Here is a 26,796-nt window from a genome sequence, read left to right on the forward strand (position 1 = left end):
CGCCGCCCCACGGACGACGCGACGCGCGAGTCAGACGTCGGCCGACGCGGCGGCGGCGGCGCGAGCGGCGGCGGGCAAGGCCTCAAGGATTCGCTCCAGGGCCGCGTCGTCGTGCGCGGCGGTGAGGAACCACGCCTCGAACGCAGACGGCGGGAGCGACACCCCCGCGTCGAGCATCGCGTGGAAGAAGGCGGCGTAGGCGCCGGCATCCTGGCGGGTGGCCGTCTCGTAGTCGGGCACGCCGGCGACGACGGGGGCACCGAAGAAGACGCTGAAGAGCGTTCCGGCCCGCTGCACGACATGCGGCACGCCCGCGGCGTCGAGCGCTGCGGATGCCGCCACCGACACGGTGTCGGCCGCTCGCGAGATGCGGTCGTACACTCCGGCGTCGGCCAGGCGCAGCGTGGCAAGGCCCGCCGCGACCGCGACGGGGTTACCCGAGAGCGTGCCGGCCTGGTAGACCGGCCCGAGCGGCGCGAGCAGGTCCATGATCTCGGCGCGCCCCGCCAGTGCCGCGACGGGGAGGCCGCCGCCGACGACCTTGCCGAAGGTCAGCAGGTCGGGCGAGATGTCCTCGCCCGCCTCCCGCAGGACACCCCAATACCCCGAGGGCCCCGAGCGGAATCCGGTCAGCACCTTGTCGCTGATGAGCAGCGCGCCGTGACGGCTCGTCAGCTCGCGGAGGAAGGTCGTGAAGCCCGGCGCAGGCGGCACGACGCCCATGTTCGCGCCCGCGGCCTCGGTGATCACCGCGGCGATGTTCGCGCCGTGCTCGGCGAAGACCGCCTCGAGAGCGGCTTCGTCGTTGTAGGGCACGACCAGGGTCTGCGCGGCGATCGGCGCCGGCACTCCCGCGGAACCGGGGAGGGCAAGGGTCGCGAGGCCCGACCCCGCCTGGGCGAGCAGCCCGTCGGAGTGCCCGTGGTAATGACCCGAGAACTTCACGAGCAGGTCGCGACCGGTGGCACCGCGGGCGAGCCGGATGGCGGTCATCGTCGCCTCCGTCCCCGTCGAGACGAGGCGGATCTTCTCCGCGATCGGCACACGGCGGCGGATCTCCTCGGCCAGCTCCGTCTCGGCCGGGGTCGACGCTCCGAACGACAGTCCTCGGCGTGCGGCATCGACGACGGCGTCGATGACCTCGGGATGCGCGTGGCCGACCAGGGCGGGGCCCCAGCTCGCGACGAGGTCGACGTAGTCGCGCCCCTCGGCGTCGGTGACGTACGGCCCGCTCGCCGAGACGTAGAAGCGCGGTGTGCCGCCGACCGACCCGAAGGCGCGGACCGGCGAGTTCACACCGCCGGGGATGACGGCTCGGGCCCGATCGAAGAGCTCGTCGTTGCGGGTCATGCGAAATCCTTTCCGGCGCGGATCCAGTCGGCCACTTCGCGGGCCCAGTAGGTGAGGATGACGTCGGCGCCCGCGCGTCGGATGCCCACGAGCGACTCCGCGATCGTGCGGTCGCGATCGATGGCGCCCGCACGAGCAGCGAGTTCGATCATCGCGTACTCCCCCGACACCTGATACGCCCACACGGGCACGGTGGCCGCGTCGGCGACGCGCGCGAGCACGTCGAGGTACGGGCCGGCCGGCTTGACCATGACGTAGTCGGCGCCCTCGGCGATGTCCTGCATCGCCTCGGCGACACCCTCGCGACCGTTGGCGGGGTCGAGCTGGTAGGTGCGGCGATCTCCCTGGAGCGTGGACTCGACCGCGTCGCGGAACGGCCCGTAGTAGGCCGAGGCGTACTTCGCCGAGTAGGCCAGGAGCGCGACGTCGGTGTGGCCGACGCCGTCGAGCGCGGCGCGGATGACGGCGACCTGGCCGTCCATCATCCCCGACAGCCCCAGCACCTCGGCACCGGCACGGGCCTGGGCGAGCGCCATCTGCGCGTAGACCTCGAGGGTCGCGTCGTTGTCGACCGAGCCGTCGGCGGCCAGCAGACCGCAATGACCGTGGTCGGTGAACTCGTCGAGGCACAGGTCGGCCTGCACGGTGATGCGTCCCCGAGCTGCGTCGCGCGCGACGCGGATGGCGCGGTTGAGGATGCCGTCGTCGGCGACCGCCCCCGATCCCTCGGCGTCGCGGACGGCGGGCACGCCGAAGAGCATGATGCCGCCGATGCCGGCGTCCGCGGCATCCGTCACGACGCTCGCGATCGCCTCGAGCGGATGCTGCATGACGCCGGGCATGCTCGCGATCGGCAGCGCCTCGTCGATCCCCTCCTTCACGAACACGGGCAGCACGAGCTGCGCGGCGACGAGGTGGTGCTCGGTCGACAGGCGGCGCATCGCGGGGGTGCGACGCGTGCGGCGCAGGCGACGCTCGGGGAAGGTGCTCATGGGGAATCCTCTGGTGCGGGTCGTGCGTCGAGCTCTGCGATGAGGGCGTCGACGCTCTGCGAGTGTGCGGTGTGATGCACGGTGTAGCCGAGCTTCTCGGCGTCGCGCGTGGTGCCGGGACCGATCGAGGCGATGAACACCTCGGACCCGGGGATGCCGACCTGTCGGCGCAGCTCGCGGCCGACGCTGAGCGACGTGAGCAGCACCGTGTCGATCGTCCCGGTGCGCACCTCGTCGGCGACCTCGGGCGTCAGGTCGACGCCGACGGTTCGGTAGGAGATGCAGACGTCCACGTCGTAGCCCTGCAGCTCGAGCTCGTCGCTGATCACGGCCATCGCGAGATCCGAGCGGAGCACGAGGCAGCGCCCCGTCGATCGTGGCGACCGTCCGGCGCACCACTGCGCGATCATGTTCGTCGCGGACGAGGTGCCCACCGGGACGAACTCGACCTCGAAGCCGGCATCGGCGACCGCACGCGCGGTCGGGCGCCCGACCGCGGCGATGCGGGTTCCGATCGGAATGCTCACACGCTGCGCGACGAGCTGCTCGACGGTGGCGGCGCTCGTGATGAACACCCACGCATACTCGCCGGCCGCCAAGCGGGCGAACGCGGCGTCGCGCGCGGCGAGGTCGCGTGGGGGGCGAGACTCGATCAGGGGCGCGATCACGCCCGTCGCGCCGCGTCGCTCGACCTCATCGCGCACCCGCTCACCCCAGGAACCGCCCCGAGGGATCAGGATGCGCCGTCCGCGCAGACCCCCGGTCATCGGCTCGTCCCCGGCAGATCGGCGATGTCGGCAGCACCGCCGTCCAGCAGCTCGGCGACGACATCGGCGGCGACCGACTCGCGCGCATCGTCCGAGGTCAGGTCGTCGCGCAGCGCGCGCTGCGCGCGGACGGTGCGGTCGCCACCGGGGGCGTAGACCTCGGCGACGAAGACGGACTCGGCTGCCAGCCCCGTGACGGAGATCCCGACGGGAGCGGCGCACCCGGCTTCGAGGCGTCGCAGGACGGCGCGTTCGAGCAGTGCCCGCGACGACGACTCGGCATCGTCGACCACGGCGACCGCACGACCGATCGGTCCGTCGACGTCGGCGGTGCGGATCTCGACCGCCAACGCCCCCTGCCCGGCGGACGTCGGCCAGCGGTCGAGCGCGAAGACCTCGCCGATCGCGGCGTCGCGCTCGATGCGACGCAGTCCCGCCTCCGCGAGGACGATCGCGTCGTAGTCGCCGTCGCGCATCTTGCGCAGACGGGTGTCGATGTTGCCCCGGATGTCGCGAACCCGCAGGTCCGGCCGGCGGCGCAGCAGCTGGGCGACGCGTCGCGGCGAGCCGGTGCCGACGACGGCGCCCTCGGGGAGGCCGTCGAGGGTCGCGCCGGCGGTGGGACCGCAGAGCACGTCGCGCTGCGGAGCGCGCGGCGGTACGGCGCCGATGGTCAGGCCCGGATACGGCGCGGTCGGGAGGTCCTTCATCGAGTGCACGACGAGATCGCAGTCGCCCCGCAGGAGCGCCTCGCGCAAAGCGGTGGCGAACACACCGGTACCGCCCATCTGCGCAAGGGAGCCGGTCAGGACATCGCCGTCCGTCGTGATCTCGACGAGCTCGACGGGGATACCGGTCGCAGCCGTGATCGCGTCGGCGACGTGGCGTGACTGGGTCGTGGCGAGCAGGCTCGCGCGGGTGCCCAGGCGCAGGACCGGCTGAACGGTCGCTGCGGCGTCGGATGCGGCGGCTGTCACGGCGCCACCCCCGCGAGCGCGGGCTGGAACCCCAGGCGCTTGTTCTCGCAGCATCCCGGCCGGCACACGTCGTACCAGGGGCCGAGCGACGTCACCGCGGGGCGCTCGTCGACGGGCGTCCCGTTGACACGCTCCTCGACGAGGTCGACCAGGCCCGCGACGTAGGCCGGGTGGGTGCTCGGCGAGGCCGTGCGCACGGCGAACAGCCCGTGCTCCTCGGCCGTCTCCATCGCCTCGGTGTCGAGGTCCCAGAGCACCTCCATGTGGTCGCTGACGAATCCGAGAGGCACGATCAGCACGGCTTTGCGCCCCGCGGCGGGCAGCTCGGCGATCGCGTCGTTGATGTCGGGCTCGAGCCACGGCACGGACGGCGGGCCCGACCGGCTCTGGAACACCAGCTGCCACGGGCTCGTCGTGCCGAGCTCGGCCACGATCGCCTCGGCCACCGCGGTGTGCTGCGCCACGTACGCTCCGCCGGGGCCGAAGCCCCGCTCGGGCGGGCCGGACCGGTCGGCGTCGGAGTTGGGGATCGAGTGCGTCGAGAAGAGGATCTCGATGTCCTCGTCGGCGATGCCGCGCCCGCGGACCTCGGCCAGTCCGTCACGGATGCCGTCGACGAACGGAGCGACGAATCCGGGGTGGTCGAAGAACTGGCGCACTTTGTCGATCTCGACCTCGCCCGCCAAGCCCGTCGCCTCCATCGCGTCGGCCAGGTCCTCGCGGTACTGGCGGCACGACGAGTACGAGCTGTACGCGCTGGTCGCGATCGCGATGACGCGCCGGTGTCCGTCGGCGCGCAGCTCGCGCAGCGCGTCATCGACGTAGGGCATCCAGTTGCGGTTGCCCCAGTAGACCGGAAGCCCCAGTCCTCGCGCGGCGATCTCGGCCTCCAGCGCTGCCTTGAGCTCCCGGTTGTGCTGGTTGATGGGCGAGACGCCGCCGAAGTGGCGGTAGTGGTGCGCGACCTCTTCGAGCCGCTCGTCGGGGATGCCGCGACCGGCCGTGACGTTCCGCAGGAACGGCAGGACGTCGTCCTGCCCTTCGGGCCCTCCGAAGCCGAGGAGGAGGAGCGCGTCGTAGGAGGTGGGCTCGCTCACGTGGGGTGCTCCCCCGCACGACGCGGGACCGGCCGCGGGAACCGCGCAGCCGGGCGCACACGGCGGGGCGCTCTGGGCACGCGGCGGCTTGGGGCGGAACTCGTTCGCGCTCATCAGGACAGCACCTCTCTCAGCTCGGACACCTCGACGCGTCGGCCGGTGTAGAACGGCACCTCTTCGCGGACGTGGCGCCGCGCATCGGTGGCGCGCAGGTCGCGCATGAGGTCGACGAGGCTGATCAGCTCGTCGCTCTCGAGCGGCAGCAGCCACTCGTAGTCGCTCAGGGCGAACGTGGAGACGGTGTTCGCGACGACGTCCGTGAACTTCGCGCCCTGGCGGCCGTGCTGGGCGAGCATCGCCGAACGCTCCTCCTCAGGGAGCAGATACCACTCGTAGCTGCGCACGAACGGGTAGAGGCACAACCAGTCGCGGGCCTGCTCACCTCGCAGATAGCCCGGCACGTGCCGCTTGTTGAACTCGGCCTCGCGGTGCACGCCCATCGCGCTCCACTCGAGATCGAAGGCCGCCAGCGCCGCCGTACGGCGCAGCTCGCGCAGCGCGCGCTGCAGCGCCGCGGGGTCGTCGTCCGAGCCGGGAGACGTGTGCAGCCACACCATCAGGTCGGCACCGGCGCGCATGCCCGTGACGTCGTACAGTCCGCGGACCGTCACCCCGGCGGCGGGCAGCCCGGCCACGACGCGCTCGAGCTCGGCGAGGTCGGCGTCGGTGGGTGCCTGCGGGCGCGGTCGCGGGCCGGCGAGGATCGCGAAGAGTGTGTATCCGAGCGGGACCTGTTCGGTCATCGGGAGTCCTTTCGAACGGAGGGACGGGCGAAGAGTTCGTGCGCGAGGGCGCGGGCGTGAGGGATGACGGAGGCGAGCCCGGTGCCGGCGGCGACGGCTCCCGTGACGTGGACGCCGCGCGCTGCGGCATCCATCACGGTCGCCGTCCACGCGTCGGATTCGGCGGGCACGACGGCGTCGCGCCACCGGGTCGTCAGGATCTCGCCGATGTCGCCTCGGTCGACACGCGCCCCGGTGAGGTGCGAGATCTCGCGGGCCACCGCAGCAGCGGAGTCCAGACCGGCCGTGTCGTCGGCGCGGGCCGAGAGCCGGACGAGGTGAGTCCCCTCCGGCAGCGCTTCGCGGGCCCAGGCCCACTTCGCGTCGATGTGGGTGAGTGCTTTGGCGGCGGTGCGTGCGTCGGGCGCGACGATGACGCCCGACCCGACGGGTTCGGCGGCGAGATCGGGCGCGGTGACGGCGGCGGTGAGCAACCGGACCGCCGGCTGGATGGGCGCCGTGGCGGCCGCGTCGATGGCGTCGCTGCCTGTGCCGAGCAAGGCCGCGGCGGCTCGGGGGCCGGCCGCGACGACGACGCGCTCGGCACGGATCGTCTCGCCGTCGGCGAGGGTGACCGTGACCCCGGAGCCGGATGCCGTGTCGAGACCTCCGACGGCCGCGCCGGTGCGGATCACGGCGCCGCGCTCGACGGCGAGAGCCGCGACCGCATCCGCGAGCCGCCACATACCGCCCGAGATGCCGCCGACCGCGGTGCCACCGGGGGCGTTCGGTGCGACCTCGGCCGCGGCGGCGAGCAACGAGCCGGTGCGCTCGAACGCCGCCCACATCTTCGGGTGCAGGCGCGGCAGCGGAACCGCCGCGGCCGGCTGCGAGTAGATGCTGCGGCACAGCGGATCGACCAGGTCGTGCACGATTCCGGCACCGAGACGCTCCTCGACGACGTCTGCGAGCGACGCGGTCGGGTCGATCGGGGAATCGAGCACCTCGGCAGCGGCACGCTCGGCTGCACGGGCGCCGATGATCGCGACCACGTCGGGGGCGAGCGGATCGGCGGGGATGCCGATGACCGTCCGTCTCGGCAGGGGCAGCCGGCTCCACCGCGGCCCGGGCAGGCCGACGGCGTGCTGCGACACGAGATGAGCGGGCCCCGACCGCGGTGCGACGACGTCGAGCGGCAGGGCGAAGTCGGCGATGAGCCGTGGTACCGCATCGGTTCGCTTGGCGAAGGACTCGGCGCCCAGGTCGATGTCGATGCCCGCGATGCGTCCGCGGCGCAGCATCCCGCCGATCTGGTCGTCGGACTCGACGACCAGGACGCGCGCGCCCGCCGTCACCGCCTCGAGCGCGACCGCGAGCCCGGCGATGCCGGCCCCGACGATGACGACGTCGGTCTCGACGGTCACTCCGACCGCCACCCGTGGACGGTGCGCACGACGGAGCTGATCGCGTCGGGATCCGCCTCCATGGGCACCCCGTGACCGAGGTTGAACACGTGTGCGCGTGCGGCGCGCCCGGCTTCGAGGATGCGGACGATGGCGGCGTCGCGAACCTCGGCGGGGGCGAACAGCAGCGCGGGGTCGAGGTTGCCCTGCAGCGTGAGGTCGCTGCCCACGCGACGAGCCGCTTCGTCGAGCGGAACGCGGTAGTCGACGCCGAGCGCGTCGATGCCGATCGACGCCATGTCTCGCAGGATCTCGCCGGTGCCGACGCCGAAGTGGACGAGCGGGATGTGGTCGATGCCCGCACCCGCCGGGACCGGAAGCGCGCGCACGGCTTCGAACGATGCCGCCGAGGCCGGCAACGCCGCCGCGCGATAGTCCTCGGGCGGAAGGCCTCCCGCCCATGAGTCGAACAGCTGCGCGGCGCTCGCACCGGACTCGACCTGCAGCGCGAGGAACTCGCCCGTCACGCGCGCGAGCCACTCGGTGAGCGCCCGCCACGCGGACGGGTCCTCGTGGATGAGGCGTCGAGCTGCGAGGTGGTCCTTCGACGGCCCGCCCTCCACGAGGTATGCCGCGAGGGTGAAGGGGGCTCCGGCGAAGCCGATGAGCGGCAACGGTTCGCCGCGCGACTCGGACTCCTCGGCCAGCATCCCCGTCGTCAGCTCGACGGCACGCGCGATGGCCTCGCCGCGCTCGCGCACCAGTCCGGGATCGATCTCGACCGCACGGGCGATATCGGCGGCCGTTCGCAGCGGCTGGGCGAAGACCGGACCGCGACCCGCGGCGATCTCGACCTCGATGCCGAGGATGGCGAGCGGCACGATGATGTCGCTGAAGAAGATGGCCGCGTCGACGCCGTGACGGCGCACCGGCTGAAGCGTGATCTCGCTCGCCAGCTCGGGCGTCAGACACGCGTCGAGCATCGTGCCCTGCGAGCGCAGGGCGCGGTACTCGGGCAGCGACCGGCCGGCCTGTCGCATGAACCAGACGGGGGTCTTCTCGACGCGTTCGCCGAGCAGGGTGCGCACGAGCCGGCTCGAGCCGGTGGCGTGCGTGACGAGAGGGTGGGCGGATGCCGGAATGATGATCTCCTCGAATGAGTTAATCGATATACTAGTCACGATTCCAGGGGGTTCTTCCGCACGTGCTTGTCGCTCTCACCGCGCATCAGCGCTCCACGCCGCTCGCTTCACTCGAGCGACTCTCCGTCATCGGAGACGAAGTCGGCACCCGGTTGACAGAGGCCCACGAAGCCATCCAGGGTGCCGTGGTCCTGGCGACCTGCAACCGCTTCGAGGCGTACTTCGACCTCCGCGACGACGCCGACTTCCCCTCGACGATCCCGGCTATGGACGCCGCCATGGAGGAGATCGCCAAGCTGAGCGACCTCCCCTACCGCACCGTCCGCGAGACCGTCGACTTCGCTCACGGCAATAAGGTCGCCCACCACCTCTTCTCCGTCGCGTCGGGACTCGACTCCGTCGCCGTCGGCGAGGACGAGATCGCCGGGCAGGTGCGTCGAGCCCTCGACGACGCGCGGCGCGGCGGCCTGACCACGGCGCCGCTCGAGCACCTCTTCCAGCGGGCCACCGAGACCTCGCGCGCCGTGAAGAACAGCACCCGCATCGGCGAGTCCGGTCGCTCGCTCGTCCGTCTGGCCCTCGAGCTCGCCTCCTCGCGGGTCGCGGACTGGTCCGCGGCGCGGGTCCTGCTCGTCGGCACGGGTCGGTACGCCGCGGCATCCCTCGCGGCGCTCCGCGACAAGGGCGCCGTCGACGTCCGTGTGCACTCGCGCTCGGGGCGCAGCCGCTTCGCCCAGCGCGAGCACCTCGTCGCCGTCGATGCAGAGCACTACGCCGACGAGGCCGCTGCCGCCGACGTCATCGTCACCTGCACGACGACGACCGACACCTACGCACTGACCGCGGCCGAGCACGCCGCCCGTCGCGACGGGGCCGACAGCACGCAGCTGATCATCGATCTCGGCCTGCCGCGCAACGTCGATCCCGCTCTCCGCGATGTCCCCGACATCGAGCTGCTCGACCTCGAGACGATCCGCGTCCACGCCCCGATCGACGAGTTCGCCACCCTCGACGAGGCGCGCGAGATCGTCGCCGGCGCCGCCGCCCGGCACGCCGCGGCGCGCCGCGTGCACGAGGTCGCTCCGTCGGTGGTCGCGATGCGCGGCTACATCACCGGCATCCTCGACGACGAGCTCGAGCGCGCACGGCTCCGCGGCGAGTCGCCGCAGGTCGAGGCGGCGCTGCGGCACTTCTCGGGGGTGCTGCTGCACCGCCTCATCGCGCAGGGGCACACCCTCGCCTCCTCCGGCTCTGGCGCGGCCTGGGCCGACGCCGTCGCGACGGTGTTCCCCGCCGCGACCACCGCTTCCGCGCCGTCCGGCACGATCCCGACCGAGCGCGCCCCGCGGGACGCCGAAGCGGGAGTCGGTCGATCATGACCCGGCAGGTGACCTTGAAGGACATCGCGCTGCGAGCGGGTGTCTCGACGGCCGCCATCAGCCAAGCCCTCAACGACCGGGGAAGCCTGCGCCCCGAGACCCGCGAGCGCATCAAGGCGATCGCCGCCGAGCTCGGCTACCAGCCCAACAAGTACGCCGCGGCGCTGCGGAGCGGCCGCACGATGTCGGTGGGCTTCGTCGTCCCGCAGGACGCCGAGCTCGACCTGTCGAAGCGCGGCGCCCTGCACCGCAGCCGGCACATCGGCGCGCTCGTCAGCGCCGCAGCCGATCAGGGCTTCACCGTCACGATGCTGCCCGCCGCTCGGCCCGACCTGCTTCGCGGTGCCCAGATCGACGTGGTCTACTTCGCCGAGGTGGCCGCCGACGACCTGCTGCTGCGCGAGGCGATCGCCCGCGGCATCCCCGTCGCCACCAACGACCTGTACGTCGACACGGAGCTGTCGATCACCGTTCGCACCGGGTACGACGAAGCCGTGCGCGCCGCCCTCGGACTCCTGGAGGCCGGCGGTGCGCGGCGGATCGGGTTCCTCGTCGACGATGCCGGTTCGCCCCGCGACGAGATCGGCGAGACCGCGTACCGCGCGTGGAGCACCGTTCGCGGCCGCGACCCGCTCGTGGCCTACCTCGACGCCGAGCACGGCGCGCTCCCCCGCCGCGTCGGCGAGCTGCGCGATGCCGGCGCTGACGCCATCTTCTCGTTCGCCGAGGAGGGCCCGGCCATCTACCTGCAGCTCGAGGAGATGGACTTCGTCATTCCCCGCGACATGCAGTTCGTCGCCCTCTGCACGAGCGACTGCGTCGTCAACAGCCGGTTGGGCGTCACCCATGTGTGCGTGCACCCGGAACTCGCTCCCGCCGCCATGTTCCGAGCGCTCAGCAGCATCCGCGATGCCGCGTCACCCGATGTCGTCGACCTCCCGTGGGAGATCGTCCGCGGCTCGTCGACGCGCTGACGCCTTAGAACTCGCCGTAGACCTCGAGCGTGTTGGCGGCCACCTGGGCCGACAGCTCGTCGACGTCGATCCCCAGCTCGGCGGCGATGAAGCGCAGCGTCACCGGGATCAGGTAGGGCGCGTTCGGACGACCGCGGTGCGGCGTCGGCGTCAGGAAGGGCGCGTCGGTCTCGACGAGGATGCGCTCGCGCGGAGTCACCGCGAGTGCGTCGCGCAGGTTCTGCGCGTTCTTGAACGTGACGTTGCCGGCGAAGCTCAGCCAGTAGCCGCGGTCGGCGGCGATGCGCGCCATGTCGGCGTCGCCCGAGAAGCAGTGGAAGACCGTGCGCTCGGGCGCGCCCACCCGCTGCAGCGTCTCGAGGACGGCGTCGTGCGCGTCGCGGTCGTGGATCTGCATCGCGATGCCGTGCTTCTTCGCGAGCGCGATGTGTGCCTCGAAGCTCTCGAACTGCGCCGGCAGCCCGTCCTCCTCGGTGCGGAAGAAGTCGAGGCCCGTCTCGCCGATCGCCCGCACGCGGGGCTGCGCGGCGAGCTCGTCGATGACGCCGATCGCCTCGTCGAGCCGCCCGGCGGCCGCGTACAGCGGCGCCTCGTTCGGGTGGATGGCGACGGCGGCGAGCACACGGGGATGGGATGCCGCCGCCCACGCCGACCACCGCGACGAGTCGATGTCACCGCCGGCTTGGACGACGCCGATCACCCCGACGGATGCCGCCAGTTCGAGCTGCTCGTCCAGCGAGCGGGGCTCGTCGCCGTCCTCGATCTCGAGGTGGGTGTGGTTGTCGTACACCGGCACCGTCAGCGGTTCGGGCGCCTCCGGCCAGCGTACGTCCCGAGCCGCCTGCGAACGCTGTCGCACGTACTGCGACACGTCATCCGTCGACTCGCCACGAAGTGACGGTGTCGGGGCGGCCGGATCCGCGTTTTCTGGCGAGTCGACCATGCTCAGGCCACGCGCGGGAACAGCGGGGCGAGCCCGTTTACCGTCGTGCCGGCGGGCAGCACTCCCCACGTGCCGGCTTCGCGCAGCGGCTGGTCCTCGATGCGGGCGTCGATGCCGAGCGACACCCACAGCTTGCGCGTCGACTCGGGCATCACGGGCGACAGCAGCACCGCGAGGGCTCGCAGCCCCTCGCCCGCGGTGTACAGCACCGTGCCGAGGCGGGGGCGCTGAGCGTCGTCCTTCGCGAGGGCCCAGGGCTCGTTCTCCGTGATGTAGCCGTTCAGCGCATCGACGATCGTCCAGATCGCGCCGATCGCCTCATCCGGGCGGAAGCGTTCCATCGCGGCATCCGCGGCGCTGACGGCGTCGGCGACGACCCGCTGGATCGCGAGGTCGCTCTCGGTGTACTCCGCGGGAGCCGGAACGATCGCCTCGAAGTAGCGCTCGATCATCGCGATCGTGCGCGACGCGAGGTTGCCGAACCCGTTGGCCAGCTCGGCCTGGTAGCGCGCGGACAGGTCCTCCCACGAGAACGAGCCGTCCTGCCCGAACGCGATCGCCGACAGGAAGTAGAAGCGGTACGCGTCCGAACCGAACACGTCGGTGATCTCGGTCGGCGCGATGCCGGTCAGCTTCGACTTCGACATCTTCTCGCCGCCGACGAGAAGCCAGCCGTGCGCGAAGACGCCGCGCGGCACGTCGAGCCCCGCGGCCATCAGCATCGCGGGCCAGATCACCGCGTGGAACCGCAGGATGTCCTTGCCGACGACGTGGTACGCCGGCCAGCGCCGCGCGAACTCCTCGGGGTCGGTGCCGTAGCCGATCGCGGTGGCGTAGTTCAGCAGCGCATCGACCCACACGTAGATGACGTGCGACGGGTCCCACGGCACGGTGATCCCCCAGTCGAACGCCGACCGCGAGATCGAGAGGTCCTTCAGCCCCGACTTGACGAACGAGACGACCTCGTTGCGCGCCGACTCGGGACGCACGAAGTCGGGAACGGTCTTGTACAGCTCGAGCAGGCGGTCCTGGAACTCGCTGAGCTTGAAGAAGTAGTTCTTCTCCTGCAGCAGCTCGAGCGGCTTCGAGTGGATGGCGCAGACCTTGAGTCCCTCGAAGGCACCGGTGCCGTTCACGATCTCGGCCTCGGGCTTGAACTCCTCGCAGCCGACGCAGTAGAGCGCCGCGTACTCGCCCGCGTAGATGTACCCGCGGTCGAAGAGCGTCTGCACGAAGACCTTCACGCGCTCCTCGTGACGCTCCTGCGTCGTGCGGATGAAGTCGTCGTTCGCGACGTCGAGGGTGCGCAACAGCGGGAACCACGACTCCTCGACGAGCTTGTCGACCCACTCCTGAGCGGTGACGTTGTTCGCCGCCGCGGCGCGGAGCATCTTCTGTCCGTGCTCGTCGGTGCCCGTCAGCATCCAGGTGTCGTCGCCCGCCTGGCGGTGCCAGCGCGCGAGCGTGTCGACCGCCACCGTTGTGTACCCGTGCCCGATGTGGGGCAGGTCGCTCGGATAGTAGATCGGCGTGGTGATGTAGAAGCTGCGGCCGTTGCTCACCCCGAGATTCTAGTTCGAGTGCGCGGACCGCCGGTGCCGTGTGTCGAGCCGGTGAGGCGTCACGCCGTCTCGCGCACGATGAGGGATGTCGGCAGCACGAGCGGCTCGGGCTCGGCACCGGCGATCACCTGCAGCACCATGTCGACCATGGCCGAGCTGATCTCGTTCCACGGCTGTCGCATCGTCGTCAGCGGCGGATCGTGCGTCTCCGCGAGGCCCGAGTCGTCGAAGCCGGCGACGGCGATGTCGTCGGGGACCCGCCGCCCGCTGCGGCGGATGGCGGCGATCGCGCCGACGGCCATGACATCGGATGCCGCGAAGACGGCGTCGATGTCGGGGGCGCGTTCGAGCAGCCGAGTCATGGCCGCGGCTCCAGCATCGCTCGAGTAGACGTCCTGCTCCACGAGCTCGGGGTCGAACAGATCGCCCATCTCGTCGCGGAAGCCCTGCAGACGGTAGCGACCCCCCGGGGTGTCGTCGGGTCCGGTGATGACGGCGATGCGGCGGTGACCACGCGAGAGCAGGTGGCGCGTCATCGTGCGCGCGGACTCCTGCTCGTCGACCGAGACGGTGGGAACGTGGGCGCGGTCCCCGAGCGGGACGCCCGTGCACACGGTGGGCACCCCCGCCGAGATCAGCGAGGCGAGCAGCGGGTTCGACTCGTGCGACGAGATGAGCAGCACGCCGTCGACGTGTCCCGCGCGCACGTATCGCTCGACGTTCGCGCGCTCGGCGGCGGTGTCGGCGATCATGAGCACGAGCGTCATCGACCGCTGCGCCAGCGCCTCGGTCGCCCCACGCAGGAGCAGGGCGAAGGTCGGGTCGGCGAAGAGCAGGTGCTGAGGCTCGGTCAGCAGGAAGGCGAGCGAGTTCGACCGCCCCGTCGCCAGGCTCCGCGCGGCGTGGTTCGCGGTGTATCCGGTTTCGAGGATCGCCCGGTCGACGGCCTCCCTCGCCTCGGGCGAGACCCAGTGCCCGCCGTTGATGACGCGCGAGACGGTGCCGTGCGAGACGCCGGCCGCCGCCGCGACATCGCGGATGGTCGGTTTGCGCGACGCGCCGATGGAGCCGTTCACGTCGGTGAGCCTACTCCGCGCGGCACGCCGGGGTCGGCACGCGCCCGAAGGAGACGCCGAGCCTGGCAGGGCATCTGGGACCGGTCACAGTTCGATAACGACGCGTGTTCCGGATCGCGGGCTCGCTTACAGTTGTCGCACACCCTGTGACCGGTCACAGTTCGACCGGCGCTTTTGAGAGACACGAGGACGCGTTTCATGCCTGCGAGCGTTTGGCCGGCCATCGACGGGATCGCCTACGGCGGCGACTACAACCCGGAGCAGTGGCCCCGCGAAGTCTGGCGCGAGGACGTCCGCCTCATGCGCGAGGCGGGGGTGAACCTCGTCAGCGTCGGGATCTTCTCCTGGGCGCTCATCGAGACCAGCGAGGGAGTCTTCGACTTCGAGTGGCTCGACGAGATCATCGGCCTCCTCCACGACAACGGCATCGCCGTCGATCTCGGCACCCCGACGGCCTCCCCGCCCGCGTGGTTCTTCGCGGCGCATCCCGACTCCCGCGCGGTCAACCGCGACGGCGTCGTCATGGGCTTCGGCTCACGGGGCATGGCGTCGCACTCCGCGCCCGCCTACCGCGAAGCGGCCGTCCGCATCGCCTCGACCCTCGCCGAGCGTTACGCCGACCACCCCGCCGTCGTCATGTGGCACGTGCACAACGAGTACGGCGTTCCCGTCGGCGAGGACTACTCCGCGCACGCCCAGCGAGCCTGGCGCACCTGGCTGCAGGAGAAGTACGGCTCGCTCGACGCTCTCAACGCGGCCTGGGGAACGGCTTTCTGGGGCCAGCACTACGGCGTCTGGGAGCACGTCGGCGTCCCCGCCGCCGCCCCCTCGGTCGTCAACCCGGCGCAGCGCCTCGACTTCGCCCGGTTCACCGACGCGCAGCTGCGCGCGTGCTTCGTCGCCGAGCGCGACGCCATCCGACGGTTCTCGTCGCTCCCGGTCACGACGAACTTCATGGCCAACCAGCACCACGGCTGCGATCTGTGGGCCTGGGCGCGTGAGGTCGACATCGTCTCGGACGACCACTATCTCTGGGCTGCGGACGTCGAGGGCGAGATCGGTCTGTCGATCGCCGCCGACCTCTCGCGCTCCGTCGGCGGCGGCAAGCCCTGGATCCTGATGGAGCACTCGACATCGGCGGTCAACTGGCAGCCGCGCAACGTCGCCAAGCGACCGGGCGAGATGGCGCGCAACTCGCTCGCCCACCTCGGCCGCGGCGCCGACGGCATCCTCTTCTTCCAATGGCGCGCCGGACGCTCGGGCGCCGAGAAGTTCCACTCGGCGATGCTGCCGCACGCCGGCGCCGAGTCGCGCGTGTTCCGCGAGGTCGTCGACCTCGGCGCGAAGCTGAACCGGCTCTCCGAAGTACGGGGTTCGCGTGTGCACGCCGATGTCGCGATCCTCTGGGACTTCGAGTCGTTCTGGGCACAGGACCTCGAGTGGCGCCCCTCCGAGGACGTCTCGCACGACGAGCGCATCCGGGCTTTCTACGAACGTCTGTGGCGCGACAACATCACGGTCGACTTCGCCCTGCCCGGCCACGACCTCTCCGGGTACAAGCTCGTCATCGCCCCGGCGCAGTACCTCCTGCGCCAGGCCGATGCCGACAACCTGAACCGCTACGTCGAGTCCGGCGGCACGCTCGTGGTCTCGTTCTTCTCGGCCGTGGTCGACGAGAACGACGCGGTGCACCCCGGAGGATTCGCCGCTCCGCTCGAGCCGTCTCTCGGCATCCGGGTCGAGGAGCACCTGCCGCTGCGGGCGGGCACGACGACCACGATCGAGTTCGACGGCGCGTCGCACACGGCCGACATCTGGCACGAGCACCTCGTCGTCTCGGACGCCGAGGTCCGCGCGGCCTACGTCGACGGACCGGGCGCGGGGATGCCGGCGGTGACGCGCAAGCGGCACGGCGCGGGCACCGGCTGGTACGTCAGCACGCGACCGGATGCCGCGGGCCTGGCCGCCATCATGGCCGAGGTGTACGCCGACGCGGGCATCGCCCCGCTCGACGCGCCGGCCGGTCTCGAGATCGTCCGCCGCGCGGGCGACACCGACGACTACGTCATCGCGATCAACCACGCGGAGACGGACGCAGAACTCGCCCTGGACGGCGTCGACCTGGTGACAGGACGCGCCGTCGAGGGCACGCTGGAGGTGAGTGCGGGCGACGTCGCCGTCATCCGCGCACCGCGTACAGCACAGGGGGGCGGTCGATGACCGCACCCGAGACCGGGAGACAGTCGACGTCTCACGGCAGGCACTGAGAGAAGAAGCCGACGCCATCCGGCGGCGGCATCCACATCGGTCGTGACGGAGCGACCTCGCACGAGGCCCTTCCGATCGACCACTTCGGAAGGAAGATCCATGCGCAAGATCGGGACCGGAATCGTCGCCGTCGCGGCGACCACCGTCCTGCTCGCCGGTTGCGCCGGCGGCAGCACCCCCAGCGAGAGCGGCAACGCCGACGGCGGCTCGGGCGGCTCTCTCGTCGTCTGGACGGACGCCAACCGCGCGCCGGCGATCGAGGCCGCCGCGCAGGCGTTCGAGGACGAGACCGGCACCAAGATCGAGCTGGTCCAGAAGAACTTCGAGGACATCCGCAACGACTTCATCAACCAGGTCCCGACCGGTGAGGGCCCCGACATCACCGTCGGCGCCCACGACTTCCTCGGCTCGTTCGTCTCGGCCGGTGTCGTCGACACGATCGACCTCGGCGACAAGGCCGACCAGATCGAGAAGGTCGCCGTCGACGCGTTCACCTACGACGGCCAGCTCTACGGCTTCCCCTACGCGCTCGAGACCATCGCTCTCGTGCAGAACACCGACCTTGTCGGCGAAGAGGCGCCGTCGTCGTTCGATGACATGATCGCGCGCGCCCAGGCAGCCGGCGCCGAGCGTCCGTTCGTGATCAACACGGCGGGCCAGAAGGGCGACGCGTACACGATGTACGGGTTCCAGACGTCGTTCGGCGCTCCGGTGTTCGTGCAGGACGCCTCGGGCTCCTACACCGCCGAGGTCGGAATGGGCGGCGCCGGCGGCGAGGCATTCGCCACCTGGCTCGGCGCCCACGGCGAGGCCGGTTCGGGCGAGATCTCGACCACGATCGACTACGACACCAACAACGAGCTCTTCGCCGCCGGCACCGCCGCGTACACGGTGCAGGGCCCGTGGGCGATCGACACGCTCACCGCGAACGGCGTGAACGTCAAGGTCAACCCCATCCCGTCGGCCGGCGGCGAGGTCGCCGCGCCGTTCGTGGGCGTTCAGGGCTTCTACATCAGCTCCGAGAGCTCGAACAAGCTGCTCGCTCAGGAGTTCCTGACGACGTACCTCGCGACCGATGACGCGCAGCGGGCTCTGTACGAGGCCGACCCGCGCCTGCCCGCGTGGAAGACCCTCGCCGCGGAGGTCTCCTCCGACCCCGTCGTCGCCGGCTTCCTGGCCTCCGCCGCCAACGGCGTGCCCCAGCCCTCCATCCCCGAGATGGGTTCGGTCTGGGACCTGTGGAACGCCGCACAGGTGCAGATCATCAAGGGCGGCGACCCCGTCAGCACCTGGAACACCATGGTGACCGACGTCCAGGCCGCGATCGGCTGACCCCCTCCGGGGGCGGAGCGCTCAGCTCCGCCCCCGGACCCCTCTCGTGAAGGAGATGCACATGTCGGTCCCCCAGGGAACCGTGAGCGAGAGCGCCCCGCCGCCCCGCTCCCCCGATCGGTCGCAGCAGCCCGAGCCGCACGGCCGACGCTGGTCCGGCATCGGCTGGGGCTTCGTCGTGAAGCTCGTGCTGATGGCGATCGTCAACGCCTTCGGCCTGATGGGGGTGTTCGCGGCCGTCCAAGCGGAGTCGTGGATCATCGCGACAGCCGCGGCCGTCCTGCTCATCGCCGCCGACGTCGTCTACTTCACCAAGCGCGCGCTGCCGCTGAAGTACCTGCTGCCGGGACTGGCCTTCCTGCTCGTGTTCCAGGTCTTCATCTTCGGCTACACGGCGTACATCGCCTTCACCAACTACGGCGCCGGCCACGTCGGCTCTCAGGAGCAGGCGGTGGCCGCCGCCCTCGCCCAGGGCGAGCGCCGCATCGACATTTCGCCGTCGTACCCGCTCTCCGTCGTCGAGCAGGGCGGCGAGTACGGCTTCGCGATCGTCGACGACGGCGAGATCAAAGCGGGTGCGACCGACCGACCGCTCGAGGTCGTGGGCGAGACGTCCGGCTCGGGTGCTCCCACGGACGTCCCCGGCTGGAACGTCGTCCCGCGCGGCACGTTCCTCGGCGACCCGGCCCTTCAGGAACAGATCGTCGAGCTGCGCGTGCCCGTCTCGGACGACCCCAACGACGGCTCGATCAGAACACGCGACGGCTCCACCGGCGCTGTGTACCTCTCGACGCTGACCTGGGATGCCGACGCGCAGACCATCACCGACACGGCATCCGGCGCCGTCTACACCGCGACCGACGACGGACGGTTCGTGTCCGCCGATGGGGCGGCCCTGCCGACCGGCTGGGTCGTGAACGTCGGGTTCGACAACTTCCTGCGCCTCGTCACCGATCCCGGGCTCCTCGAGCCGCTCGCCCTCGTCACGCTCTGGACGTTCGTGTGGGCAGCGCTGTCGGTGATCATCCCGTTCGCGATGGGGCTCGTCGTGGCGCTCATTTTCAACGACCCCCGCGTGAAGGGCCGCAAGGTCCTGCGGACGCTGTTCATCCTCCCGTACGCCTTCCCCGCGTTCATGTCGGCCCTTCTGTTCCGCGGCATGTTCAACGCCGAGTTCGGGGTGATCAACGAGTTCTTCTTCGGCGGCGCGAACATCGACTGGCTCGGCGATCCGTGGCTCGCCCGCATCGCCGTGCTGTTCGTGAACGTCTGGCTGACGTATCCGTACTACTTCCTCGTGTGCACGGGCGCTCTGCAGGCGCTGCCGTCCGACAGCCTCGAGGCCGCGTCGATCGACGGCGCCGGCCGATTCCGTCAGTTCCGCGCGATCATCCTGCCGCTCGTGCTGGTGTCGACCGCTCCCCTGCTGATCTCGTCGTTCGCGTTCAGCTTCAACAACTTCACCGTCATCTATATGTTCAACAGCGGCGGGCCGGCGATCCCCGGCGCGCCCTTCGCACTCGGCTCGACCGACATCCTGATCTCCGCCATCTGGCGCATCTCGGGAGTCTCGGGCGGTGCTGCCGACTACGGCCTGGCCAGTGCCCTGTCGATCCTCGTGTTCGTCGTGATCGGCGTGATCTCCGCCCTGGCGTTCCGCCAGACCCGCAAGCTGGAGGAGTACCAGTGATGTCCGCATCCACCACCGTCGCCACCCCGCCCAGCCGTGCCGGCGCCCGTCGCCGCAGGTGGCTGCTCGAGGTGGGCTGGAAGTACCTCGTCGCGCTGGTCATCCTCTTCTACGCGATGTTCCCGCTGCTCTACGTCGTGTCGGCAGCGCTCAACCCGCGCGGAAGCCTCGCTGCGAGCAATCAGCTCTTCGGCGTCTTCGACGTCGCGAACTTCGCGTCGCTCGGCGGCACGTCGTACTGGACGTGGTACGGCAACACGCTGATCGTCAGCGGGGCGTCCGCCGTCGGCGCGGTGCTGATGGGCGCCGCCGCCGCATACGCGTTCTCGCGATTCCGTTTCCGCGGACGTCGCGCGGGTCTGACCTCGCTGCTCATCATCCAGATGTTCCCGCAGGCGCTCGCGTTCGTCGCGATCTTCCTGATGCTGCTCGCTCTCGGTGAGGTGTTCCCCGCCCTCGGACTGAACTCGAAGATCGCGCTCATCTGCGTGTACCTCGGCGGCGCGCTGGGCGTGAACACCTTCCTCATGTACGGCTTCTTCAACACGATCCCGATGGAGCTCGACGAGTCGGCGAAGATCGACGGTGCGACGCACGCCCAGGTGTTCTGGCGGATCATCATGCCGCTCGTCACCCCGATCCTCGCGGTCGTGGCGCTGCTCGCGTTCATCGCGTCGTTCGGCGACTACATCATCTCGAAGATCGTCCTGGTGTCGCAGGACAACTGGACGCTCGCCGTCGGGATGTTCCAGTGGGTCTCGAACCAGCTCGCGAGCAACTGGGGCCTCTTCGCAGCGGGCGCCGTGCTCGCGTCGATCCCCGTGCTGGCGCTGTTCCTCGGCCTCCAGAGGTACATCATCGGCGGACTCACGGCAGGCTCCGTCAAGGGCTGACGCGCGAGAACGCACCCTCTCGCCGAAACGACACCATTCACGGTACGTGCTCGCCACGACCGTACGCTCTCGCGCGCCTGCGCACCGACCTCGAAGGAGAGGCTCATGCCACGAACCACCCCACGGCTGACCGCGGCCATCACGGCAGCGGTCCTGGCAGTCGGGGCGCTCGCGCTCCCAGCGGCGGCCGACGAACCGGCCGGGCCGGTCCCCAGCACGATCACGGTGCCGCGGGTCGAGAACCTGCCGGCCGACTTCATCGGCGGCGTCGACGTGTCGTCGATGTTGTCGCTCGAGGAGTCCGACGTCGTGTTCCGCGACGCCGACGGCGAGCCCGGCGACCTGTTCGCGATCCTCCGCGATGCCGGGGTCAGCGACATCCGGATCCGCGTCTGGAACGACCCCTTCGACGCCGACGGCAACGGGTACGGCGGCGGCGACGTCGATGTCACCCGGGCGATCGAGATCGGCCGGCGCGCGACGGCGGCGGGCCTGGGGGTGCTGGTCGACTTCCACTACTCCGACTTCTGGGCGGACCCCGCCAAGCAGCAGGCCCCGAAGGCATGGGCGGGGATGACGGTCGACGAGAAGGCTGCGGCGACCGGTGCGTTCACCCGAGACGCGCTCACTCGATTCCGCGACGCCGGCGTCGACGTGAGAATGGTGCAGGTCGGAAACGAGACCAACGGCGGCATCGCCGGGGTGACCGGGTGGGACGACATGGCGCGGATCTTCAGCGCCGGGTCGGTCGCGATCCGCGACGTCATGCCCGACGCCCTCGTCGTGCTGCACTTCACCAACCCCGAGCGCCCCGGGTTCTACGCGGGCGTCGCCCGCGAGCTCGAGGCACGGGATGTCGACTACGACGTGTTCGCGTCGTCGTACTACCCCTTCTGGCACGGTACGCCCGAGAACCTGACTGCGGTGCTGTCGCAGATCGCCGAGACGTACGACAAGAAGGTGCTCGTGGCCGAGACGTCGTGGGCGTACACGCTCGACGACGGCGACGGGCACCCGAACGTCGTGAAGACCCCGGAAGTCGCGGCGCGCTACCCCGTGAGCGTGCAGGGCCAAGCCACCGCCGTCCGCGACGTCGTGCAGGCCGTCGCGAACGTGGGCGAGGCCGGCCTCGGCGTCTTCTACTGGGAGCCCGCGTGGCTGCCGGTCGGTCCGCCCGAGCAGCTCGAGTCCAACCGGTTGCTCTGGGAGCGCGACGGATCCGGGTGGGCATCGAGCTACGCCGGTGGATACGAGCCTCACGACGCGGGCCAGTGGTTCGGCGGCTCCGCGTGGGACAACCAGGCACTGTTCGACCACGACGGCTACCCGCTCGCATCGCTGAACGTGTTCTCGTACGTGCGCACCGGGTCGATCGCTCCGCGGACCGTCAGCGATGTCGAGCGTGTCGCGCTCACCGTCACGGACGGCGAGCCGGTCGCCCTTCCCGACACCGTCACCGTGTCGTACACCGACGGGACGACGGAGGAGCAGAGCGTCGCGTGGACCCCGGGAGCGGATGCCGTCGACGGCGTGGGCGTGTTCACCTTCTCGGGCACCACCTCGGCGGGCCATGCCACGTCGGCGACGGTCACCGTCATCGCGCGCAATCTTCTGCGCAACGGCGGTTTCGAAGACGCGGACGTGTCGATGTGGCGCTCGGAGGGCCGCGGCCTGACCGTGCGGGCGACGGATGACCCCCGCTCGGGCGCGTACTCGTCGCACTTCTGGTCCGACGCGGCGTACGGCTTCTCCCTTGCGCAGGAGGTCGTCGCGCCGGAGGCGGGCTGGTACACCGCCACCGCGGCCGCCCAGGGCGGGTCCGCCGGAACCGACGGACGCCTGCGGCTGGGCCTGACCGCCGGCAGCGATTCCGCTCGCGCGGTGCCGGCAGAGGTCGACTTCGCTCTGGACGGCTGGCGCGTCTGGTCGACGCCGGTCACCGACGCCGTGTTCGCGTCAGCGGGCGACACCCTCACCGTCCGGATCGCCGGCGACCTTCCCGCCGGTGCGTGGGGGACGATCGACGACGTCGCGCTCGTCCGCGCAGCGCCCGCGGCGGACTTCTCGTCGCTGACGGCGGCGACGGCCGAGGCCGACTCGCTGGACCGGTCGTTGTACACCGCGGCATCCCTCGCCGCCGTCGATTCCGCACTGGCATCTGCGCGCTCGGTCCTCGCGGACCCGGCGACGCCGCAGGCGGAGGTCGACGCCGCGACGACGACACTCCGAGCTGCGATCGACGCGCTCGTCGCGCTGGCGCCCGCCCCCGCGGCATCCGCACCGGCACTGCCCGGCACGGCGCCCGCGCCCACCGCCGGATCCGATGCCCTGGCAGCATCCGGCGGCGCGCTCCCCCTCGCCGCACTCACGTTCGCCGGTCTGCTGCTGGTCGTCGGCCTGCCCCTCGCGGTCCGGCGCGGCGCTCGCATGCGACGCAGCTGACACCGAGGACGCACCGTCGTCGCGAGAATGTACCCGAGAGGGTGCGTTCTCGCGGAGGCGGTGCGTTCTCGCGGCGGTGTGTTGGCGTGTCAGGGGCGCGTACGAGCCGCGAGCGCGGCCTGGTACAGATCGCGCGACGACAGGCCGGTCGCGCCGGCCACCTCGGCGGCGGCGTCCTTGAGCCGGATGCCGTCGGCCACGAGCCACTGCACCTGCGCGAGCGCATCCGCGGGGTCGATCTCGCGCACCCCGGCGCCGTCGACCACGATGACGATCTCGCCGCGGACGCCGTCGCTCGCCCAAGCGGCGAGCTCCTCGAGCGTGCCGCGCATGACCTCTTCGTGCAGCTTCGTCAGCTCGCGGCAGACGGCCGCGCGGCGGTCGCCGCCGAACGCCTCGGCCATCGCGCGCAGCACCTCGGCGATCCGCGACGGCGCCTCGAAGAACACGAGCGTCCGCTGCTCCCCGGCCAACTGATCGAAGAGTCGACGCCGGTCCCCCGGTTTCCGCGGCGGGAACCCCTCGAACGCGAACCGGTCGGTGGGAAGACCCGAGACGGCGAGCGCGGCGAGCACGGCGCTCGGCCCGGGCAGCACGGTCACGGTGACACCCGCTGCGGCGGCTGCCGCCACGAGCCCGAAGCCCGGATCGCTGACCGTCGGCATCCCGGCGTCGCTGAGCACGAGGACGTCCTCGGTGCGTGCACGCTCGACGATCTCGTCGGCCCGCTGCTTCTCGTTGTGGTCGTGGAGTGCGATGAGGCGCGGACGGTTCGACACGCCGAGAGCCTGGAGCAGGCGCTGGGTCGTCCGGGTGTCTTCGGCGGCGATGGTCGTCGCCTGCTCGAGAGCGGTGACGAGCCGCGTCGTGGCGTCGCCGAGGTTGCCGATGGGCGTCGCGGCGAGGATGATCACCGCCCCAGCATAGGCTGGCGGCGTGACGACGACCGCTGAGCCGCTGCTCCCCGAGAAGCGTCGGAGGACCCTTCTCGACCGGTGGCACGACCGTGTCGGCGGCGACCCGCTCTTCGCCCGTCGGGCGGCGTGGATCGCCCCCCTCGTGATCACGCTGATCGCCGCGATCCTGCGGATGTGGAACCTTGCGCATCCGCACGCCGTCGTCTTCGACGAGACCTACTACGTCAAGGACGCCTGGAGCCAGTGGGTGCTCGGATACGCCGCGACCTGGCCCGACGGCGCCGACGAGCGCTTCCTCGCCGGCGAGACCGACATCTTCACGACGACGGGCAGCTTCGTCGTCCATCCCCCGCTCGGCAAGTACCTCATCGGGCTGCCCATGGCCCTCTTCGGCGCCGACTCGACGTTCGCCTGGCGTCTGGGCACCGCCCTCGCCGGCACGGCGTGCGTGCTCGTGCTCTACCTCCTGGCACGCAGTCTCACCGGATCCGTCGTCTTCGCCTCGCTCGCATCCGGACTGCTCGCGATCGACGGTCTCGGGATCGTGATGAGCCGAGTCGCCCTCCTCGACATCTTCCTGACGCTGTTCACGCTGCTGGCGTTCTGGTTCGTGGTGCTGGACCGCAACCGCACGCGCGCCGTGCTCGCCGAACGCATCGCGGCACGGTGGGACGACGTCGGTGCCCCCGCCTGGGGGCCGGTGCTGTGGAACCGCCCGTGGGTGATCGCCGCGGGAGCGGCGGCGGGCGCAGCCACCGCGGTGAAGTGGTCGGGCGTCTGGGTGCTGGCGGCGATCGGCATCTATCTCGTCGTCAGCGACGCGCTGGCCCGCCGCAGTGCCGGCATCCTCTATTGGCCCGCCGACGCCACCGCCCGTCAGGGAGTGGTGTCGTTCGTGCTGCTCGTTCCCGTGGCGCTCGTGGTCTACCTCGCGTCGTGGACCGGCTGGTTCGTCACCGACGGCGGTTACGACCGGCACGCGGCGGATGCGAACCCGGCGACGGGCTTCTGGTCATGGGTTCCGCTGCCGCTGCAGAGTCTGTGGCGATACCACGAGTCGATGTACGGCTCGACGGCGGGGATGTCCACACCGCACGCCTATGCGAGCCCGGCGGTGCAGTGGCCGCTGCTGCTGCGTCCCACGTCGATGTACGCCGGCAGCACTCCCGGCGGCACCGGCTCGTGCACCGACCCCAACGGCTGCTGGGAGATCCTGTACAGCATGCCGAACCCCATCGTCTGGTGGGCGGGCGTGGCGAGCGTGCTGTACCTCGTCTACTTGTTCTTCCGCACGCGGGACGGCGCCTACGGCATCGTGCTGACCGGCGTCATCGCGACCTACTCGCCGTGGCTGCTGTTCCCCGAGCGCACGATCTTCCAGTTCTACACGGTCCTGATCCAGCCGTTCCTGCTGCTCGCACTGGTGTTCGTCATCCGATCCGCGATCCGGTCCGCACGGCGCGACCGTGGAAGCACCCGGGGCGTGGAGCGCATCGTTCTGGTGTTCCTCGGGGTCGTCCTCGTCCTCGCCGTGTTCTGGTTCCCGCTGTGGTCCGCGATCTCGGTCCCCTACGAGTTCTATCGACTGCACAACTGGCTGCCCGGCTGGGTCTGACGCGGCGCCGGCGCCGACCCGTAGGCTAGGCGCGTGTTCCGCTACCCGACGCCCGACGACGCCCGCGGCGCGGGTTTCGCGATGGTCACCGACCGGTTCGCCCTGCTCCTCGGCCCGGGCGCCGGTGAAGCGCTCGCCGCCGCCGTGTGGGAGGCGATGACGACACCGGATGCCGCGTTCGAGGATGTCCTGTCGGTGATCGCCGCCGTCGGCATCGGGGCGCTGCCCGACTTCGGTCTGGTCGAGCTCGTCGACGCCGGGTCGAGTGCGGTCTCCGTCGCCGTCCGAGGCGCCGCGACGATCGATCTGCACGGCCCGCAGCGCAGCAGCTACGCGGGAACCGGCGTGGGCACCTGGGTCGAGGGCTCGGCGCAGCATGTCGCGGGAATCTCACTGGGACTCGGCACTGACGCCCGCATCTCGCTGCTTCCGATCGGTCGGGGTGTCGTCCGCACCGATGCGCTCGAATGGGGCATGACCTCGCACCCGCCGGTCGCCGCCCCGGCCACCCCCGTCACCGCCTCCCCCTCCCCCGCCCCCGTCCCCGCACTCGAGGACATCGACCCCCTCGAGACCGTCGCCGTCGACCGACGGACGCTGACCGCGTCGTTCGGCCCGCGGCGCACCCCGCAGCCGGAGCCGGAGGTCGCGGAGCCGGAGATCGAGGAGCCGGAGGTCGCGGAGCCGGAGATCGCGAAGCCGGAGGTCGCGGAGCCGCAGCCGGAACCGCTCGCCAGGCCCGAACCGCCGGTCGAGCTCGATGACAGCACCGTTCTCGGATCGCGTCGGGCCTCCGCCCCGGTGGCGGAAGCTCCGGTCGCGCATCGCTACGTGCTGCGCCTCGAGCCGGGGGGCGAGTACCCGCTCGATCACCCCATCGTGCTCGGACGCGCGCCGCGCGCCGCGCAGCATCCCGGAGCCCGCATCGTCGCCGTTCCATCGCCCCGCAAGGAGGTCTCGGGGACGCACGTGGAGGTCCGGCTGGACGAGGGCATGCTCGTCGTGCGCGATCTCGGCTCGACGAACGGCACGATCGTGCGCGACGCATCGGGAGAAGCGGGACTGCTCCGCAGCGGCGCGACGTCCCGTGTCTCGCCGGGCGCCGTCCTCGATCTCGGCGACGGCGTGCTGGCGTCCTTCGAGTCGCCCTCGTGAACAGGCGTCAAGCGATTTCCCGGGCTGACGCCGGTGTGTT

21 protein-coding genes are annotated in these 26,796 nt (G+C 71.1%); 9 read left to right on the top strand and 12 right to left on the bottom strand.

Annotation, left to right across the window (positions count from 1 at the left end; genetic code table 11):
* Window positions 1-30: 30 nt before the first annotated feature.
* The 8 genes from hemL to hemE are packed head-to-tail and all read right to left on the bottom strand — an operon-like array spanning window position 31 to window position 8,456.
* Complete coding sequence (gene hemL / locus AA0Y20_RS12465; RefSeq protein WP_413331588.1) at window positions 31-1,350, bottom strand: glutamate-1-semialdehyde 2,1-aminomutase; 1,320 nt, start codon at window positions 1,348-1,350, stop codon at window positions 31-33.
* The gene (gene hemB, locus AA0Y20_RS12470) at window positions 1,347-2,342 is read right to left on the bottom strand and encodes a porphobilinogen synthase (protein WP_412939514.1); all 996 of its coding nucleotides are present in this window, start codon (window positions 2,340-2,342) and stop codon (window positions 1,347-1,349) included. The genes hemL and hemB overlap by 4 nt, the downstream gene beginning before the upstream one ends.
* On the bottom strand, window positions 2,339-3,109 hold the full coding sequence (locus AA0Y20_RS12475) for a uroporphyrinogen-III synthase (protein ID WP_412939515.1): 771 nt from the start codon (window positions 3,107-3,109) through the stop codon (window positions 2,339-2,341). The genes hemB and AA0Y20_RS12475 overlap by 4 nt, the downstream gene beginning before the upstream one ends.
* Window positions 3,106-4,086, bottom strand: a complete 981-nt coding sequence (hemC, locus tag AA0Y20_RS12480) for a hydroxymethylbilane synthase (RefSeq protein WP_412939516.1) — start codon at window positions 4,084-4,086, stop codon at window positions 3,106-3,108. The genes AA0Y20_RS12475 and hemC overlap by 4 nt, the downstream gene beginning before the upstream one ends.
* Window positions 4,083-5,297, bottom strand: coding sequence for a ferrochelatase (locus AA0Y20_RS12485; protein WP_412939517.1), 1,215 nt, complete (start codon window positions 5,295-5,297; stop codon window positions 4,083-4,085). The genes hemC and AA0Y20_RS12485 overlap by 4 nt, the downstream gene beginning before the upstream one ends.
* A complete protein-coding gene (hemQ, locus tag AA0Y20_RS12490) occupies window positions 5,297-5,986 on the bottom strand; it encodes a hydrogen peroxide-dependent heme synthase (protein WP_412939518.1) in 690 nt (229 codons plus the stop codon). The genes AA0Y20_RS12485 and hemQ overlap by 1 nt, the downstream gene beginning before the upstream one ends.
* The gene (locus tag AA0Y20_RS12495; protein WP_412939519.1) at window positions 5,983-7,401 is read right to left on the bottom strand and encodes a protoporphyrinogen/coproporphyrinogen oxidase; all 1,419 of its coding nucleotides are present in this window, start codon (window positions 7,399-7,401) and stop codon (window positions 5,983-5,985) included. The genes hemQ and AA0Y20_RS12495 overlap by 4 nt, the downstream gene beginning before the upstream one ends.
* Window positions 7,386-8,456 (bottom strand): uroporphyrinogen decarboxylase, encoded by a 1,071-nt coding sequence (gene hemE / locus AA0Y20_RS12500; RefSeq protein WP_412939768.1) that lies wholly within the window; start codon window positions 8,454-8,456, stop codon window positions 7,386-7,388. Before hemE ends, AA0Y20_RS12495 begins: the two co-directional genes overlap by 16 nt.
* Window positions 8,457-8,572: 116 nt before the next feature.
* Between hemE and AA0Y20_RS12505 the strand changes: the two genes are divergently transcribed.
* On the top strand, window positions 8,573-9,889 hold the full coding sequence (locus AA0Y20_RS12505) for a glutamyl-tRNA reductase (RefSeq protein WP_412939520.1): 1,317 nt from the start codon (window positions 8,573-8,575) through the stop codon (window positions 9,887-9,889).
* Window positions 9,886-10,863 (top strand): LacI family DNA-binding transcriptional regulator, encoded by a 978-nt coding sequence (locus AA0Y20_RS12510; protein ID WP_412939521.1) that lies wholly within the window; start codon window positions 9,886-9,888, stop codon window positions 10,861-10,863. Before AA0Y20_RS12505 ends, AA0Y20_RS12510 begins: the two co-directional genes overlap by 4 nt.
* Window positions 10,864-10,867: 4 nt before the next feature.
* Here AA0Y20_RS12510 and AA0Y20_RS12515 read toward each other — a convergent pair whose 3' ends face one another.
* Genes AA0Y20_RS12515 through AA0Y20_RS12525 form a run of 3 tightly spaced genes read right to left on the bottom strand, consistent with a single transcriptional unit; the run spans window position 10,868 to window position 14,444 of the window.
* Window positions 10,868-11,806 carry a TatD family hydrolase gene (locus tag AA0Y20_RS12515; RefSeq protein WP_412939522.1) on the bottom strand — a complete coding sequence of 313 codons (939 nt, stop codon included), beginning with the start codon at window positions 11,804-11,806 and terminating at the stop codon, window positions 10,868-10,870.
* Between the two features lie 2 nt (window positions 11,807-11,808).
* Window positions 11,809-13,368: a methionine--tRNA ligase gene (metG, locus tag AA0Y20_RS12520; RefSeq protein ID WP_412939523.1), complete on the bottom strand. Its 1,560-nt coding sequence runs from the start codon at window positions 13,366-13,368 to the stop codon at window positions 11,809-11,811.
* 59 nt (window positions 13,369-13,427) lie between these two features.
* Window positions 13,428-14,444: a LacI family DNA-binding transcriptional regulator gene (locus AA0Y20_RS12525; RefSeq protein ID WP_412939524.1), complete on the bottom strand. Its 1,017-nt coding sequence runs from the start codon at window positions 14,442-14,444 to the stop codon at window positions 13,428-13,430.
* Window positions 14,445-14,642: 198 nt separating this feature from the next.
* Here AA0Y20_RS12525 and AA0Y20_RS12530 point away from each other — a divergent pair, with 198 nt between their 5' ends.
* The 5 genes from AA0Y20_RS12530 (at window position 14,643) to AA0Y20_RS12550 (ending at window position 23,069) form a co-directional block, all read left to right on the top strand.
* Window positions 14,643-16,664 carry a beta-galactosidase gene (locus AA0Y20_RS12530; RefSeq protein WP_412939525.1) on the top strand — a complete coding sequence of 674 codons (2,022 nt, stop codon included), beginning with the start codon at window positions 14,643-14,645 and terminating at the stop codon, window positions 16,662-16,664.
* A 147-nt stretch (window positions 16,665-16,811) separates the two neighbouring features.
* Window positions 16,812-18,044, top strand: a complete 1,233-nt coding sequence (locus AA0Y20_RS12535) for an extracellular solute-binding protein (RefSeq protein ID WP_412939526.1) — start codon at window positions 16,812-16,814, stop codon at window positions 18,042-18,044.
* Between the two features lie 61 nt (window positions 18,045-18,105).
* Window positions 18,106-19,734 (top strand): ABC transporter permease subunit, encoded by a 1,629-nt coding sequence (locus AA0Y20_RS12540; protein ID WP_412939528.1) that lies wholly within the window; start codon window positions 18,106-18,108, stop codon window positions 19,732-19,734.
* Window positions 19,734-20,627, top strand: a complete 894-nt coding sequence (locus AA0Y20_RS12545; protein ID WP_412939529.1) for a sugar ABC transporter permease — start codon at window positions 19,734-19,736, stop codon at window positions 20,625-20,627. The genes AA0Y20_RS12540 and AA0Y20_RS12545 overlap by 1 nt, the downstream gene beginning before the upstream one ends.
* A gap of 105 nt (window positions 20,628-20,732) precedes the next feature.
* The gene (locus AA0Y20_RS12550) at window positions 20,733-23,069 is read left to right on the top strand and encodes a glycosyl hydrolase 53 family protein (RefSeq protein WP_412939530.1); all 2,337 of its coding nucleotides are present in this window, start codon (window positions 20,733-20,735) and stop codon (window positions 23,067-23,069) included.
* Window positions 23,070-23,158: 89 nt separating this feature from the next.
* Here AA0Y20_RS12550 and rsmI read toward each other — a convergent pair whose 3' ends face one another.
* Window positions 23,159-23,983: a 16S rRNA (cytidine(1402)-2'-O)-methyltransferase gene (gene rsmI / locus AA0Y20_RS12555; protein ID WP_412939531.1), complete on the bottom strand. Its 825-nt coding sequence runs from the start codon at window positions 23,981-23,983 to the stop codon at window positions 23,159-23,161.
* Between the two features lie 22 nt (window positions 23,984-24,005).
* Between rsmI and AA0Y20_RS12560 the strand changes: the two genes are divergently transcribed.
* Both AA0Y20_RS12560 and AA0Y20_RS12565 read left to right on the top strand, forming a co-directional pair.
* Complete coding sequence (locus tag AA0Y20_RS12560) at window positions 24,006-25,601, top strand: dolichyl-phosphate-mannose--protein mannosyltransferase (protein ID WP_412939532.1); 1,596 nt, start codon at window positions 24,006-24,008, stop codon at window positions 25,599-25,601.
* A 33-nt stretch (window positions 25,602-25,634) separates the two neighbouring features.
* Window positions 25,635-26,756 (top strand): FHA domain-containing protein, encoded by a 1,122-nt coding sequence (locus tag AA0Y20_RS12565; RefSeq protein ID WP_412939533.1) that lies wholly within the window; start codon window positions 25,635-25,637, stop codon window positions 26,754-26,756.
* The last annotated feature ends 40 nt before the right edge of the window (window positions 26,757-26,796 follow it).

It is taken from the genome of Microbacterium pratiae, assembly GCF_047302165.1.
Classification (GTDB): domain Bacteria; phylum Actinomycetota; class Actinomycetes; order Actinomycetales; family Microbacteriaceae; genus Microbacterium.

What these genes read in the sequence shown, in the direction of transcription:
- AA0Y20_RS12510 (WP_412939521.1), top strand. Translation starts at nt 9,886, where the DNA reads ATGACCCGGCAGGTGACCTTGAAGGACATCGCGCTGCGAGCGGGTGTC.
- AA0Y20_RS12550 (WP_412939530.1), top strand. Translation starts at nt 20,733, where the DNA reads ATGCCACGAACCACCCCACGGCTGACCGCGGCCATCACGGCAGCGGTC.
- AA0Y20_RS12540 (WP_412939528.1), top strand. Translation starts at nt 18,106, where the DNA reads ATGTCGGTCCCCCAGGGAACCGTGAGCGAGAGCGCCCCGCCGCCCCGC.
- AA0Y20_RS12545 (WP_412939529.1), top strand. Translation starts at nt 19,734, where the DNA reads ATGTCCGCATCCACCACCGTCGCCACCCCGCCCAGCCGTGCCGGCGCC.
- AA0Y20_RS12485 (WP_412939517.1), bottom strand. Translation starts at nt 5,297, where the DNA reads ATGAGCGCGAACGAGTTCCGCCCCAAGCCGCCGCGTGCCCAGAGCGCC.
- hemL (WP_413331588.1), bottom strand. Translation starts at nt 1,350, where the DNA reads ATGACCCGCAACGACGAGCTCTTCGATCGGGCCCGAGCCGTCATCCCC.
- hemB (WP_412939514.1), bottom strand. Translation starts at nt 2,342, where the DNA reads ATGAGCACCTTCCCCGAGCGTCGCCTGCGCCGCACGCGTCGCACCCCC.
- AA0Y20_RS12515 (WP_412939522.1), bottom strand. Translation starts at nt 11,806, where the DNA reads ATGGTCGACTCGCCAGAAAACGCGGATCCGGCCGCCCCGACACCGTCA.
- hemQ (WP_412939518.1), bottom strand. Translation starts at nt 5,986, where the DNA reads ATGACCGAACAGGTCCCGCTCGGATACACACTCTTCGCGATCCTCGCC.
- AA0Y20_RS12535 (WP_412939526.1), top strand. Translation starts at nt 16,812, where the DNA reads ATGCGCAAGATCGGGACCGGAATCGTCGCCGTCGCGGCGACCACCGTC.
- AA0Y20_RS12475 (WP_412939515.1), bottom strand. Translation starts at nt 3,109, where the DNA reads ATGACCGGGGGTCTGCGCGGACGGCGCATCCTGATCCCTCGGGGCGGT.
- AA0Y20_RS12530 (WP_412939525.1), top strand. Translation starts at nt 14,643, where the DNA reads ATGCCTGCGAGCGTTTGGCCGGCCATCGACGGGATCGCCTACGGCGGC.